16 protein-coding genes are annotated in these 12,762 nt (G+C 56.7%); 9 read left to right on the top strand and 7 right to left on the bottom strand.

The window, feature by feature from the left end:
• Positions 1–45 precede the first annotated feature (45 nt).
• Positions 46–1,284, top strand: a complete 1,239-nt coding sequence (locus tag IF189_RS16715) for a DUF2599 domain-containing protein (RefSeq protein ID WP_192551941.1) — start codon at positions 46–48, stop codon at positions 1,282–1,284.
• A 65-nt stretch (positions 1,285–1,349) separates the two neighbouring features.
• On the opposite strand, the gene IF189_RS16710 is transcribed toward IF189_RS16715, so the two are convergent.
• Positions 1,350–1,928: a DUF4337 domain-containing protein gene (locus tag IF189_RS16710; RefSeq protein ID WP_192551940.1), complete on the bottom strand. Its 579-nt coding sequence runs from the start codon at positions 1,926–1,928 to the stop codon at positions 1,350–1,352.
• A gap of 510 nt (positions 1,929–2,438) precedes the next feature.
• Between IF189_RS16710 and IF189_RS16705 the strand changes: the two genes are divergently transcribed.
• Complete coding sequence (locus tag IF189_RS16705) at positions 2,439–2,801, top strand: DUF6124 family protein (protein WP_192551939.1); 363 nt, start codon at positions 2,439–2,441, stop codon at positions 2,799–2,801.
• A gap of 68 nt (positions 2,802–2,869) precedes the next feature.
• Here IF189_RS16705 and IF189_RS16700 read toward each other — a convergent pair whose 3' ends face one another.
• The gene (locus IF189_RS16700; RefSeq protein WP_225739907.1) at positions 2,870–3,271 is read right to left on the bottom strand and encodes a hypothetical protein; all 402 of its coding nucleotides are present in this window, start codon (positions 3,269–3,271) and stop codon (positions 2,870–2,872) included.
• Positions 3,272–3,389: 118 nt separating this feature from the next.
• On the opposite strand from IF189_RS16700, the gene IF189_RS16695 reads away from it, so the two are divergent.
• Both IF189_RS16695 and IF189_RS16690 read left to right on the top strand, forming a co-directional pair.
• Entirely contained in the window at positions 3,390–4,931 is a 1,542-nt protein-coding gene (locus IF189_RS16695) for a T6SS phospholipase effector Tle1-like catalytic domain-containing protein (protein ID WP_192551938.1), read from the top strand.
• Positions 4,931–5,587, top strand: a complete 657-nt coding sequence (locus tag IF189_RS16690) for a DUF2931 family protein (protein ID WP_192551937.1) — start codon at positions 4,931–4,933, stop codon at positions 5,585–5,587. Before IF189_RS16695 ends, IF189_RS16690 begins: the two co-directional genes overlap by 1 nt.
• Positions 5,588–5,636: 49 nt before the next feature.
• Here the strand turns inward: IF189_RS16690 and IF189_RS16685 are convergent, their stop codons facing one another.
• The 4 genes from IF189_RS16685 to IF189_RS16670 all read right to left on the bottom strand — a co-directional run bounded on the left by IF189_RS16685 (position 5,637) and on the right by IF189_RS16670 (position 8,414).
• Positions 5,637–6,017, bottom strand: a complete 381-nt coding sequence (locus tag IF189_RS16685; protein WP_192551936.1) for a GFA family protein — start codon at positions 6,015–6,017, stop codon at positions 5,637–5,639.
• Positions 6,018–6,154: 137 nt separating this feature from the next.
• Positions 6,155–6,655, bottom strand: a complete 501-nt coding sequence (locus IF189_RS16680; protein WP_192551935.1) for a DUF3916 domain-containing protein — start codon at positions 6,653–6,655, stop codon at positions 6,155–6,157.
• Between the two features lie 44 nt (positions 6,656–6,699).
• On the bottom strand, positions 6,700–7,806 hold the full coding sequence (locus tag IF189_RS16675) for a DNA alkylation repair protein (RefSeq protein WP_192551934.1): 1,107 nt from the start codon (positions 7,804–7,806) through the stop codon (positions 6,700–6,702).
• A 2-nt stretch (positions 7,807–7,808) separates the two neighbouring features.
• Complete coding sequence (locus IF189_RS16670; protein WP_192551933.1) at positions 7,809–8,414, bottom strand: glutathione S-transferase; 606 nt, start codon at positions 8,412–8,414, stop codon at positions 7,809–7,811.
• Between the two features lie 410 nt (positions 8,415–8,824).
• On the opposite strand from IF189_RS16670, the gene IF189_RS16665 reads away from it, so the two are divergent.
• From IF189_RS16665 to IF189_RS16655, 3 genes are all read left to right on the top strand, one after another.
• Complete coding sequence (locus tag IF189_RS16665) at positions 8,825–9,229, top strand: TraR/DksA family transcriptional regulator (RefSeq protein ID WP_007935965.1); 405 nt, start codon at positions 8,825–8,827, stop codon at positions 9,227–9,229.
• 228 nt (positions 9,230–9,457) lie between these two features.
• A complete protein-coding gene (locus tag IF189_RS16660) occupies positions 9,458–11,062 on the top strand; it encodes a methyl-accepting chemotaxis protein (protein WP_134826373.1) in 1,605 nt (534 codons plus the stop codon).
• 113 nt (positions 11,063–11,175) lie between these two features.
• Complete coding sequence (locus IF189_RS16655; RefSeq protein ID WP_134826374.1) at positions 11,176–11,376, top strand: hypothetical protein; 201 nt, start codon at positions 11,176–11,178, stop codon at positions 11,374–11,376.
• Between the two features lie 6 nt (positions 11,377–11,382).
• Here IF189_RS16655 and IF189_RS28875 read toward each other — a convergent pair whose 3' ends face one another.
• Positions 11,383–11,631 (bottom strand): hypothetical protein, encoded by a 249-nt coding sequence (locus tag IF189_RS28875; protein ID WP_134826375.1) that lies wholly within the window; start codon positions 11,629–11,631, stop codon positions 11,383–11,385.
• A 406-nt stretch (positions 11,632–12,037) separates the two neighbouring features.
• On the opposite strand from IF189_RS28875, the gene IF189_RS16650 reads away from it, so the two are divergent.
• Both IF189_RS16650 and IF189_RS16645 read left to right on the top strand, forming a co-directional pair.
• Entirely contained in the window at positions 12,038–12,508 is a 471-nt protein-coding gene (locus tag IF189_RS16650) for a hypothetical protein (RefSeq protein ID WP_085711422.1), read from the top strand.
• 5 nt (positions 12,509–12,513) lie between these two features.
• On the top strand, positions 12,514–12,711 hold the full coding sequence (locus tag IF189_RS16645) for a hypothetical protein (protein WP_119427404.1): 198 nt from the start codon (positions 12,514–12,516) through the stop codon (positions 12,709–12,711).
• Positions 12,712–12,762 lie beyond the last annotated feature (51 nt).

Below are 12,762 nucleotides of genomic sequence, written 5' to 3'. Positions count from 1 at the left end.
TTTCAAACAGGGAAGTCGAGAAGAACAATCAGGGAGAAACACGTCATGAAAGAACGCTGGAACAGGATCGTCCCGCTGCTTGCGTTGCCGTTGTTCCTGCAGGCGACTTCGGCCAGTGCCGAATCGTGCGCAGACACGCTCAAACGCGTTGAAACCTTGTACAACAACACCACCGCCAGTTGCGGCAAGGACCCGGCATCGGACTGTTCGGGATTGCTGATTCGTGGCACTCACCGCGCCGATCCGGCAAAAGGGCAGAAGTGGGATGTCTGGAACCCCAGCCCCAAAGCGGTAGAGCTGGGCACGTTCGCCGCGTCCTACATGCGGGCCGATGGCATCAGCTACGAAGACCCCGGCATGAGCACACAGAACGGCTACATCATCACCCCGGTCGACATGGTGCGCGACCCGGAAACCCCGGTGCACGTCTACTGCGCGTTTCCCAACGATGCCTGGACCGACTTCCGCGACGACCGTGGCTGCGGCAACAACAAGAACACCAGCCAGACCGAAGCGGTCTGCCAGTCCATGGCCCCGCCGATCACCAACGTCAACGCCTGGGTCGCGCACTTCACCAAGTTCAACAACAACCGCCAGCAAGACCAGTTGCAATGCGGCTTCAACATGCGCAAGCCGATGAGCAGCCAGGATCGGGTCAACGCCTTCCAGAACTTCATGGGCGCCCGGCGCGTCATCAACACCCGTGAATTCCAGACCCAAACCGAACTGCGCCTGGGCAACCCGAAGACCGATGAGCTGCCGATCCTGGCCTTTTTCTACAGCGATTCACGGGGCCTGAACGACGCCCTGGCCAACCAGCGCGACTACAAAGCCAGGACTGGCAAGGACCGCAACGTCGTCAAGATCGACTTCCCGAAAACCCCCAACGGCAAAGCGACGTTCTCCTGTATCCAGACCGCAGCACCACCGGCCCAGCAGTTCTGCGACAAGTACATCGAGTCCAGCACATGGGCCCAGCGCGATGACCCGAAACTCGGACCGAAAACCTGGTCACTGCAAGTCGTGCCCACCGCGTGTGGCCGTGCGATCAAGGATGACCAGACCGACCGGATGTTTGCCGAGCTGTACAACAAACATAAGGACGACGAGCAATGGCGGATGTACAGCGTCAATGGCGGGTCATTGCGCCGGCAGATGGTTTGTCACCTGGCGGCGACGTTCGATGGCAAGCCTGTGAGGAACAAGCCGGAATGGAACCTGGAACCGGCGCGGCCGTATGTGGATCAGGCGACGGCGGTGGCGCAGCGGTGTAATCCTTTCTGAGGTTATTGAAGGGTGGGATCCGGTCTGCCGATGCTTCAGGTATCGGCAGGCAGGATTTTCAAGACTCAAATATGCAGCCAGGCCAGCGAGCCCAGCATGACACCCAAACCCGCCGCCCCAAACGAGACGCGTCTGAGCCATTCCTTGCGCGTCAGCAGGGTGATGGCCGCCAGTGAAATGGCGATTTGAATCGCAGTCATGGCCTGGGCCCAGCGGTGATGCTGGTGCAGGACCTGTTCCGACTTCTCGTCCCACTCTTTCGCCTGCAGCTCAAGTGTTTCCGCCTTTTTGCGCGCTTCCTCCTTCTGCTCCGCATAGCGCCGCGTCTCGGCAACGTAATGAGCGGAGTCCAGCCCCGGAAGATGGCTGGCCAGTTCCGACAGGTTCTGCCGACTGGACTTGGCCTGGTAGTAGTTCCACTCGTTGGCGGCTTCGGTCTTCTGAATGGCGGCGTTGTTTTTGTCCATGGCCGCCTCACTCTCCGTCGAACCGGCTTGATAACTCATCAGGGCGCCGACCGTCGCCATGAGCGCCGTCATGACCGCGATCTTGCTGGCAAAGCGATCGCCTTTTGCGTGGGCATGATGGGTGGTGTGTTCAACGTGTTGCTCGTGAGGACTGGGGACTTCGAACTCTTCAGGCATGACGGTCGGACTTGGGTTGATGGTGGAATTTGCGCGGATTATGCAGGGTGGCCGGTTTTTTAGACACAGGGGACTGTGGTGTCTGGATGAAAGCGGACGAGCTGATTTACGTAGTCCCGTCGGACTGCGAAACAGTCTCTTTTGTCAGAAATTAAACACGAAACACGAGGCCTGTTTATGAGATGCCTCTCGTCACATCCCGATGCCCACAACGCCTTGCGCCACGCCCTACACCTAAGACAGAATCCGCCGGCTTGTGCGTCTGGGGCACGGGTTTTATCGTTTCCGGGTCACTGAAAAACAGTGATCGGGTTTGGTAGCCCGAGTTAACTAGTCGCATAGCACATCGTTCGCAGACCTCTTCGGGTCTCTGCTTAATGGTGGCCATGCGCAGGGCACCTTCGGGTGCGCCGGGTTCCTAGTTACCGGTCTACCAACCCGCGTATTGGCCGCCACCCTTCGTTTGGTAGCGAGGGTGAAGGCTCCTTTTCAATAATTAGGAGTTTCACCATGATCAAACCAACACCGAATCCACCAGAAACCGATCCAGTCTCACCCTACCAATTCCCCGATTCCCGAACCCTCAACGAAGCCGCCGAACGCGCCCTCGATCATTACCTGACCCCGCAACAACGCATCATGGGCAGCCACACCACACACGACCCCATGTTCCTGGCGAACCCCGCCTACAACAGCGAATCCCTGTTGGCCAACGCCAGCGAATCCCTCGATTCCGCCAGCGAAATGCTCAGCAACTTCGCCGCCATCCTTGAGCCTGCACATCGCAAAACCGCACTGGGCATCGCCCAAGTGGTCATGGTCGCAGGGCTGGCCGTGAATCAGGCGCTGGATAAGGTAGAGCTGAAAGCGTAGAGGCTGTACGCAAGTAAAAAGGGAGCAGATCCATTATCTGAATCTGCTCCCTTTTTTGTTCGATGAACTCAGCCGTTGGCGTCTGCTCGCTTTTGCGCCGTCACGATGCAAGCCTTGTAGAAATTGGAATGGAAATCGCTGATCGCTTTCTGCTGCAAGCTCTCGCTTGAGTACTGCGGAATCGCGTACGCCTCGCGAATCAGCGTCTTGAACAACTCACCCACATACTCGCTCTGCTTGCCTGCCGCTTCGGCCAGTTCCCACACCGAATCCATGGGCGCGCCTTGCTGCCTGCTTTTCATGACCTGTTTGGCCGAGTTTTCTATTCGTTGGCACTCTTCCAGCTCTTCCTGCGGCACAGGAGAGGCGAGAGCGGAAAGACTGATGGTGAAGGTTATCGCGGCTGCAGCAAGAGATTGTTTGTGCACGAGGTGTCGTCCGTGATTTTGAGGCTGAACCTTATCATTCATGGCGTGGCGCCACCATTGCAGGAAGCCAAGCGCTGGCACAGGGCCACGCCTTGCGTCACCTCGCTTCGACTGTCACCCTCCGGTCCGTTCTCAAAGGATCAGAACAAGGAATCAAGGATTGAGTGGCTACATTCCCAACCCGCCAAAAAACTTCCGCAACACAGGCACCAAACCCGTCGATATCCATGCCCAGCATTGGGCTGAGTATGAGAAACACGGGAAAGAGCCTGCGCGTGCGCCTGAAAAAATCGGCATAGCCCTGCGGATCGGAGTGTTCTTCGATGGTACGGGGAACAATGCGAATAACACCGCAGCAGGCTTGCTTTGTGGTGCCCATCATCCAATTGCGCCCGAAGATATCGATACCAGTTGCAAGCCTTTCATGAGTGATCCTGATAGCAGCTACGCCAACGACACAAGTAATGTGCAGAAACTGAGTGAGCTGTATTTCGCACCCCAGGAAGCCGAAGGGGATAGCTTGTACAAACAAGCGTTTCGGATGGTGTATGTCGAGGGGATTGGAACGCGATCTGGTAAACAGGACAGTACATTCGGTGCTGGTACTGGGCGAGGTGATACCGGTGTTGCAGGACGAGTTCAAAGCTCATTTGCGGAGATTGAACTGCGTATAAAAGACGTGTTGGATCTACATCCCAATGGGGAAATTACCTCGCTGAAATTTGATGTATTCGGTTTTAGTCGCGGAGCTGCTGCCGCTCGGCATTTCGCCAACGAAGTCGCCCGTGGAAAACAGGGACCGTTAGGGGATGTTTTAAGAAACATTGAAAAGCACCTCAGCCGGACCTTCGTTGATCAATTCAAAAGCAGCATAAATATTGGCTTCATCGGCCTTTTTGACACGGTGCCTTCGATTGCTGGATGGTCGAATCTGGGTGACGTCAAAAGTCCAATCGCAACGGGCATCAAGTTGTACCTTGACCGTCGTTTTTTTACAGATGTCGTTCAATTATCTGCCCGAGATGAGTGCCGAGCGAATTTTGCGCTGAGTCGCGTCAAAGCTGACCATTTGGAGATCACGCTGCCAGGCGTTCACTCGGATATTGGTGGGGGTTACCGCGATGAGGTTGAAGAGTGTGTGCTCATCAGCCCTATGCAATCCCTTGAGGTTTCGCAATTTACCGATGTGTCCACCACCTCGATCTACCAAGATGCGCTGGCTGTGAAAAAACAATGGTTGGACAAAGGTTGGCCGGCGGAAATGTTAGAAATCGTCACCCCCGCTGCGCGACTCCTTCCGGTAGATCTGCAAGATAGACTCAGTACTCGCAAGAAACGCGTTTACGTGGCCGTTCAGCTCAAGCGCCCCGTGAGCGGTAAGCTATCCAGGGTATATCTGCGTGTAATGCACCAGTTGGCTAAAGAAAAGGGTGTTCGTTTCAACGACATTCCGGACACGCCAGAGTTAGCCGTTCCTTCCGAGCTTCAATCACTGTGCAACCGGTTTGTGGCAGGTGACTACAGCACTACACCACAAGAGGAAAAACAGCTGAAGCTGAAGTACATTCACATGTCCGCAAACTGGAACCATCCCCTTGGTCGCAAAGACGGCAGTGGTCTCCGTGCCGTGTATATCAATGCGCCTACGGCAGACGCGATTCGTGTGCAACATCCTCACGTACCTGACTGGACGCTCTGGTAATGAAGTTACTCGTCACTCTCATCTGTGCACTTTTCATGACTGGCTGCCAGTCTGCTAATCCACTTTCCGCTAAAAATGATCCTAAGTCCGAATGGTGGGAGATGGCTTTTATTGAGCCGGACTACATGAAGGTCTGGGTGGAAGATAGCTCTGTCCAAGATATCACCGGCAAAGTCTTCTCCAGGACTGGCGGCGGCACAGCCGCTGGCGGTGAGCCTGAAGACGGCACAGAGTCTGCCAAGGGTTGGAAGGGCGTTGGCGGCAGTGGAAGGAAAGTGGTGGGTGCCGACCTTCCCATTCGTATTTACGTCCGCTGGCAATCCATCGTAGAGCAGAAGACATGGCAGGCTTGGGTGGACATTCCTGAGGAGGCCAGGCAAGTGATGGTGTCATCTACCAAGCAGCGTTGCCTGCAGACGCCTGATCAAAAAGCAAGATATATGGCGTCGATCTATCTGGGGCTGGCGCCTGGTGGTGTCGTGCAGGTTTGGGTCAGAGACTCGTGCCACCATCCGGTGAAAGTGGCCCGAGCCCAAGCCGAGATCGAGCCGTTGGGACCTAGTCAGGGCAAGAATGATGGGCGTTACGCATATCCGATCAGTGAAAAGTCCAAGCGCTATATCGATCAATTCGGTATTCCGTACGGAAGTTGGTAATTCTTGAAGGTCAGGAGTAGGGAAAAAATCCGTACCCACTTTTTGAGGACTAGACAGACATATACCAAGGAGCTGCAGAGTCGGTATGAACGTGCTTCTGCTTTTCAGGCAGGAACGGCGTATCGAGCGTGCCCAGAGCTATCGAAACCCAGTCGGCAAACTCATCTTGAGACCGTGACCAGAACAAAGTAGAACCGCATTCCGAGCAGAACTCGCGTAATACCGACTCCGAAGAAACATAGGATTTAATGCTGGCGGAGCCACGGAGTATGCGAAGTGTGCTTTGCGGAACACTACCGTACGAAGCGAATGCCGCCCCGTGACCTTTACGACATTGACTGCAATGGCAATGGCTAACTGCTTTTGGTGAGGTGATTAATTCGTAACCGACGGCTCCGCACAAACAGCTTCCCTGGTACACCTCTGACATACGCTTTCCGTTCAGGTGAAAAACGTCAGCGTAACCGTCTCAGTCAGATCAGTCGACCGATCACTTGATGCCTGAAGTTGAGATTCGGGAAATTAAAATTTCCGCCAGGAGCATCCCGGACAACAGGCTGTTACTGATCAGGCGTGCTCCCCGATACACCACCACTGAACGTCGACTTCATCATCGTCGTGGGTTACATCATGCCCATGCTCAATGAATTGCTCGGGCACATTCAGCGCGAGCCTATCGCTCAAGTGTATCGGGGCAAGCGAGTTATGCTGCCCCAGAAAACTCAAGTAGTACTCACGGTCATAGAACACTGTCACTTCGCTCTGGTGTAACCAGGGCCATACCACCAGGCAGGCAATGCGGTAGTAACCTTGGCTGCGATCCGCTGCGCGGGAAAGATGAGCCGCTGCTTCGAGTAATTGCTGAACACAGAAGGCCTGCACTTCGATACGTGCTTGCGGACCTTGAACGAGGTTGTTGAGTACCGGGATTTTCCAGTGTGTGTAACGCTCTTGATCATCGCTGCGAGGATGGAACTCGCCGCTAAAACTAGCGGCCCAGTGCTCCAAGGAGCGAAGGTGACGGGGGATGTTTCGGATTTTTTTGTTACTGAGGAACAATCTTCGCAAGGGGATATCCTTATGTGGCTTGATGACCAAACTATTTTTTATATTTATGAAACGAGGATGTTAACGGCAGCAGTCCCCAACCGCTCCCCATTAACCATCACATGCACCGCATGCTCCCCCGCATAATGCTTGCGCGTGGTGAAATCCTTGATCACCTGCCGCCGCGCCACAACCTCACTCCCAAACCCCGCCAAATCCAACGTCTTCAACTTGAAAACCTTGGCCGAAGTCCCGCCATTCGCCTTCACATAGTCAATCGCATAATCAATCACCAACCGTTGCTCAACCGGAACCAACGACCGCACGGTGAATGACAAAGTGATCGTCTCCCCAAGCCGCACAACCGCCGGTTCAACCTTCACATCCAGCAACTCAACCTCAGCCTTGGCCCCTGCACCAATAACAGTGAGCGCCCGCAAATCCCCCTGTTTGATCAAGCTCCGCAAGGCATGTTTGGCAATCCACGCCGTGTGCTTGTTCTCCAGCGCCCACCCCTCGATCGTATCCAGCACCCATTCCGGATGCTCCTTGGTCACGTCATTCAAATGGTTCGCTACGGACTTGCGTACGTACAAACTCTCATCCGCCTTCAACCGATCAAGAATCCCGGCGGCCAGGCGTGGATCAGCCTGCACCGGCTCCAGACGAAACGACCATGGCAGGCGAGGGCGGCTGCCTTCGCTGGCGAGGCGGCGGACGTGGTGGTTTTCGTCTCGGGTCCAGTCGTGCATCAGTTCCAGTGAGCGTTCCAGGTCGCTGCGCAGGAAGTGGCGGATGGCGAATTCGGAGGAGCCGAAGGTGGTGAAGTACTTCAGGGCTTCCATTGAGGTGTCGAACGCGTGCGCGCCGTAGCTCGCGACGTAGTGCGGCAGGCTCATGCTGACGAAGCCGCTGTTCAGGCGTGGAGCGAGTTCGCGCAGGACGGCGAGGGAATCTGTGTAGTCCAGTGGTAGCACGGCGTGCAGGCTTTCGCTGACGCGGGCCATACGCTGCATGACCGAAAGGTCGGCGAGGCCGTCGTTGGCGTGCTTGAGAAAGGCCTTGGCCTTGAACGCCGGGTACACGGCGCTCATTTCGCTGGCGATGTGTTGCAGACGCTCCGCGTTGAAGATTTCTTTCAGGGCCGGGGCGGCGGTTTCGGTTGTGCTCATGATCAGTTCATCGGGGTGCTGATGAACGCTTCGAGGCCTTCGGCGTACGCGGTGTACTGGGCGATGCGCGGGAAGCGTTGGGCGTCGATCTGGTCGGGGACGACGAGGCCGGTGAAGCTCCAGGCGACGGCGAGGGTGATGCCGTCCTGCTGGAGGGTGCCATCGGTAGGCAGCGGATGTTTTTGCAGTTCGTGTTCGAGGGCGGTGAAAGCGGCGGCGAGTTGGCCTTCGACGCGCTCGACCCACGGCTGATATTGAATGTCGGCCGGGCGCAGGTTGCGTTCATAGTAGAGCTGCACGGCTTTTTCACAGGCGGCGAGGCCCAGGCCGATCAGGCGCAGGGCTTTGACCCGTTGCGGCAAGTCGGTGGGCAGCAGGGTTTTGCCGGACCGGGCTTCGAGGTAGTCGAGGATCAGCGTCGAGTCGATCAGCACTTCACCGTCATCGAGGACCAGGGTCGGCGCCTTGACCACCGGGTTGATCTGCTGGAAACGCTCGAAATGGCGGAACACCGACACCGGGTCATGTTCCAGTTCGATTCCCAGGCACCTGGCGGAGATCGCCACGCGGCGCACATAAGGGGAGTCCAGCATGCCGATCAGTTTCATGACGCGTTCCTTCAAGTCGAACCGGGGGAGGGCATAACGTAGCCGAGGTTGGGAAGATTGTCAGTCCTGAAAGCGGGGTGATTCTGCCGTCGGTGATTGTAAAGAAATGCGACAAAGCGCCGCTCATCCGCCGTTTGTCTTCTATATACAGCCGCTCGACTGAATTTCTTGCTATAAACGCACTCCGATGAGCGCCGTGGGGCCTGTGTCAGAGCACTTTCCGGGCTTTGTCGGACAAATTCCCTGTATTTACAGTTGCTGAGGCCTCAAACGGGCCTTAGACTGCCGCCCCTTCGTAAATTGAGTGCCGGGTGGCGTTTGCAATAAACGATGCCTTTCCGATGACCGCAGACGGTTCGCCGGAACGCTCCCTAATTCGCCTTAATGCACGTTTTTTTATAGAGATATCAATGACAAAGGACAAGTTGCTGGCCATGCCGGCAGATGACTACATGAATGCCGAGCAACACGCTTTCTTCAGCGAGCTGTTGCAGAACATGAAAGTCGAAACCCACGAGCGCATTGAGCAAAACCGTATTGCCATCGAGAGCCTGGACACCCCGGCTGACCCGGCGGACGCCGCCTCGGTGGAAGAAGAGCGCACCTGGCTGGTAAACGCGATCGATCGCGACCAGCGCATGCTGCCTCAACTGGAACAAGCCCTTGAGCGTATCAAGGAAGACAGCTTTGGCTGGTGCGACGACAGCGGCGAGCCTATCGGCCTGAAACGCCTGCTGATCAGCCCGACCACCAAGTACTGCATCGAAGCTCAAGAGCGTCACGAGCAGATCGACAAGCACCAGCGTCAGGCCTGATTCCTGAGGCGACCCCTTCAATGCGGGTCGTCGCGAAAAGATCGCAGCCTTCTGCAGCTTTTGTTTAAAGCGGCAGAAGGCTGCGATCTTTGCTTTTTCTCGTCTGCCGGAAACTCCCGCACCGTTCCATTGACCTGCCACAGACCCACGACTAACGGACCATGGATAATGGCCTTGTAGTGGCGTTTAATGCTGTCACAACAATGAGAACAAGCGTGGGGTAACAAAATGACGAGAGATGGATCTCTGGTTGCGGCTCTGCCTGCACCAGTTGTTTTGCCGAAGAATCGCTGGCTGTCGCCGACCCTGCAAAGCATCGCCCTGATGCTGTTGCTGGCCGGGATGAGCTTCGGCGAATGGCCGTTATACGTGGGCATGCCACTGGCGGTGCTGATTGTCTGGCTGCCGCGCCTGCGCTCCCGTGCTGTCCCCGATGCGCAGCCGGTCGATAGCAGCAACGCGATGTCCGAGTTGACTCGCGACCTTTCCTACACAACCAGTCATAACGCACTGTCAGCCGCCGGCGTGGCGTTTTCCGTCAAGGAACTGGCCGGCAAGTTGCAGTCACAACTCGATGCTGCCGCGCAGATCGTCAACAACGCCGAAGTGATGATCGCCACGGAACAAGCCACTTCCCAACTCAGCCGCGAAGCGTTGGGCGCCGCGAGCGAAGCTCATCACAGCAGTGCAGCGGGGCGCACCGAGCTGGTCGACTCCATTTCGCGCATGCATCAACTCAGTCAACGCGCCAACGCCAGTCGTGAACTGATCGAAGCCTTGAGCGAGCGCAGCGACGACATTCAGCGCGTGACCCTGGTGATTCAGTCCATCGCCAGCCAGACCAATCTTCTGGCACTGAACGCTGCCATCGAAGCGGCCCGGGCCGGAGAGCATGGTCGCGGTTTTGCGGTGGTGGCAGATGAAGTGCGCGGTCTGGCGGCTCGCACTGCGACGGCCACCGGTGAAGTGGGCGAAATGGTCGCCGACATTCAGCAGCGCACGGCGCAGGTAGTGGAGCAGATCCGCCAGCTCTCCGACGATTTACACACCGGTGTCGAGCAAGTCGAACACACCGGTCAGCACCTGGAAAACATCGCGCGACTGGCGGCCGGAGTTGAAAACCAGGTCGGCGAAATCGCCCGGGGCGCCGAAACCAATCGCGAACAGCTCGACAGTCTGTTCACCGCCATCGAGCAAATGCGCAGCGATCTGGCGATCAGCGACCAACAGACCCGGCGCCTGGCCGAAGCCGCGGTGCAGATGGAAGGGCAGGCGGAAACCATCAGCGAGCGCCTGGCCGAAGTCGGGCTGGATGACTATCACCAGCGCATCTACGATCTGGCTCGTGAAGGTGCGAGTCAGATTGCTGCGCGTTTCGAGGCCGATGTCGAGCAAGGGCGGATCAGTCTTGAGGACTTGTTCGATCGCCAGTATCAGCTGATCCCGAACACTCAGCCTGCCAAGTTCCAGACCCGTTTCGACCGCTACACTGATCAGGTGCTGCCGGCGATTCAGGAGCCCCTGCTGCCGCGCCACGAAGGCCTGGTGTTCGCCATCGCCTGCACGCAGCAGGGTTATGTGCCGACCCACAATCAGGCATTCAGCCAGCCGCTGACCGGCGATGTGCAGGCCGACACCGTGCACAACCGCACCAAGCGCAAGTTTGCTGATCGCACCGGCATCCGCTGTGGCAGTCATCAGCAACCGGTGCTGTTGCAGACCTACACCCGCGATACCGGCGAGCTGATGCACGACCTGTCGGTACCGATTATGGTCAAGGGGCGGCACTGGGGCGGGCTGCGTCTGGGGTACAAACCCGAGAATCCGCGCTGAGGCATTGTTGCCGGAATTGCAATGAAGCTGTGCACGCGCGTTGCTGTATCCGCTTGATCCAAATCATTAACATGCCTGCATAGTTAGGTAGCTAATGAAGTTGGGAGGTCAGCATGCAATGCAGAGTCGATGTCGCGGTGATGATCGGCAGCGGTGTTCCGGCCGGGCTGCGTGCGATGGGGCAAAGCGTCTGCTGGGTGGTGTTGCTCAACGGTGAGCGGCGGGGCACGGCGTTCGCCAGTCGTGACGAGGCTGAAGAGTGCAGGGCTGCGTGGCTCGCGCAGTTGAAAGACGAGCCAGGCAGCCTGCACTGATTGCGTTTAATGATCGTGGGCCACCCGTGATTCCAGCGAGCGGGCGAGGGCGCAGGCGGCGTTGTGATCCTCACGGAAACCTCTTACACGGCCGGTCGACTTTTCCCTGATATGGAAAAAGGCGTTACCGGCCGGAATCACTTGAAACCGCGGTTCCCGGCCACATGACTCTGATGCGTTGTCAGTGCCAAGGTCTGGGGCATTCAGGACAAAGGGTTGTTCGTAAGCCACGGCGAAATGCGTCAAAGTGCACATATGAAGTCCTTTTCATGGATTGACCCGCATTTACAGACGGTTGCGGGTAGTCGCAAGCAGCGTCGCTGCTCTAGAATCGCCAACACCTGTTGACGGCATGGCGTTATCTAAAGCAATTTTTTGCGTGCGATATGTCGGAAAAGTTCTTTTCTTGGTGAGTATTTTCCCTAAAGTTTGTAGTCAGTTTTCCCTGGCCGACCGTGAAGCTTTTTCCTTCAACATTTGGAGAACGTCTTTGCAGGTTTCGCGAGCGCCATTCCAGTAGTCTTGTGAACCTCGCGCTGAACAAGCACTTTGCCCGTTCAGGCTTTTATTCGAGTCATTGCGCAATACCATCGGCCTGGCCGTTTTTAACGTCGTGCGCGTTTTTCGCGCGTGGCACTCTTTCAAGTGTGGGGATGTTTCTTTGGCAGTCAGTAACCTCGATATGCATGCTTTGTTCGTGCTGGGTGATTTGCGGGCAAAGCTGGTCAAGCAGTTTCAGTCGCGTTTTGTTTACATCACCGAGCAAAACGCTGAAGGCATTTACGTTGCCGAAATCGACACCGAAAGCGCATTGGTGGTCGATGACAAGCCCGGCCTCAAGCTCAAGGTCGGCGATCACTTCAGCGCTTCGGTATTGCCCAGCCGTGAAGGCGGCAAGATGGACATCCGTTTTCGCGAGATCAAGATGACCGTGTACGGACTGGGCGACTATGCCTTCGTCAGCACCGCCGACGGCCATGCCATCGTGTTCAAGGAAGGCCATAGCGCAGTCACTGTGTTCGCCGCCAATGAGCAATTGCAGGAAGGCCTGACCAAGACCCTGAAAGCCGTCACTGCCAAAGCCGCCAAGTGGCGCAAGGGCGAACTGGTGACCTTCAAGGCCAGCGAGTGACGGCTGTGAGTCGCGCCGATTTCCATTTGCAGAACCTCGACAGCGCTCGCGATGAAGCCCGGCGCCTGTTCGATGCGAAAGCCGAATTGAAGGGTGCCTGGCTCGGTTGGGTCGCCTCGCAGATCTACGCTTTGCAGCCTGCGGAATACGCCAGCATGGTCAGACGCGAGCTTCAACGCTTGCAGGAAATGTCTGAAAAGTAGCCTCGCCCGTTTCATGCCTCTGAAAAAGCAGGAACCTCGTCTACAGTCAGT

The organism is Pseudomonas sp. IzPS59 (genome assembly GCF_014863505.1).
Classification (GTDB): domain Bacteria; phylum Pseudomonadota; class Gammaproteobacteria; order Pseudomonadales; family Pseudomonadaceae; genus Aquipseudomonas; species Aquipseudomonas kribbensis.
This window is presented reverse-complemented; position numbering and strand designations above follow the sequence as displayed.

What these genes read in the sequence shown, in the direction of transcription:
- IF189_RS16715 (WP_192551941.1), top strand. Translation starts at nt 46, where the DNA reads ATGAAAGAACGCTGGAACAGGATCGTCCCGCTGCTTGCGTTGCCGTTG.
- IF189_RS16710 (WP_192551940.1), bottom strand. Translation starts at nt 1,928, where the DNA reads ATGCCTGAAGAGTTCGAAGTCCCCAGTCCTCACGAGCAACACGTTGAA.
- IF189_RS16705 (WP_192551939.1), top strand. Translation starts at nt 2,439, where the DNA reads ATGATCAAACCAACACCGAATCCACCAGAAACCGATCCAGTCTCACCC.
- IF189_RS16700 (WP_225739907.1), bottom strand. Translation starts at nt 3,271, where the DNA reads ATGAATGATAAGGTTCAGCCTCAAAATCACGGACGACACCTCGTGCAC.
- IF189_RS16690 (WP_192551937.1), top strand. Translation starts at nt 4,931, where the DNA reads ATGAAGTTACTCGTCACTCTCATCTGTGCACTTTTCATGACTGGCTGC.
- IF189_RS16685 (WP_192551936.1), bottom strand. Translation starts at nt 6,017, where the DNA reads ATGTCAGAGGTGTACCAGGGAAGCTGTTTGTGCGGAGCCGTCGGTTAC.
- IF189_RS16675 (WP_192551934.1), bottom strand. Translation starts at nt 7,806, where the DNA reads ATGAGCACAACCGAAACCGCCGCCCCGGCCCTGAAAGAAATCTTCAAC.
- IF189_RS16670 (WP_192551933.1), bottom strand. Translation starts at nt 8,414, where the DNA reads ATGAAACTGATCGGCATGCTGGACTCCCCTTATGTGCGCCGCGTGGCG.
- IF189_RS16665 (WP_007935965.1), top strand. Translation starts at nt 8,825, where the DNA reads ATGACAAAGGACAAGTTGCTGGCCATGCCGGCAGATGACTACATGAAT.
- IF189_RS16660 (WP_134826373.1), top strand. Translation starts at nt 9,458, where the DNA reads ATGACGAGAGATGGATCTCTGGTTGCGGCTCTGCCTGCACCAGTTGTT.
- IF189_RS16655 (WP_134826374.1), top strand. Translation starts at nt 11,176, where the DNA reads ATGCAATGCAGAGTCGATGTCGCGGTGATGATCGGCAGCGGTGTTCCG.
- IF189_RS28875 (WP_134826375.1), bottom strand. Translation starts at nt 11,631, where the DNA reads ATGTGCACTTTGACGCATTTCGCCGTGGCTTACGAACAACCCTTTGTC.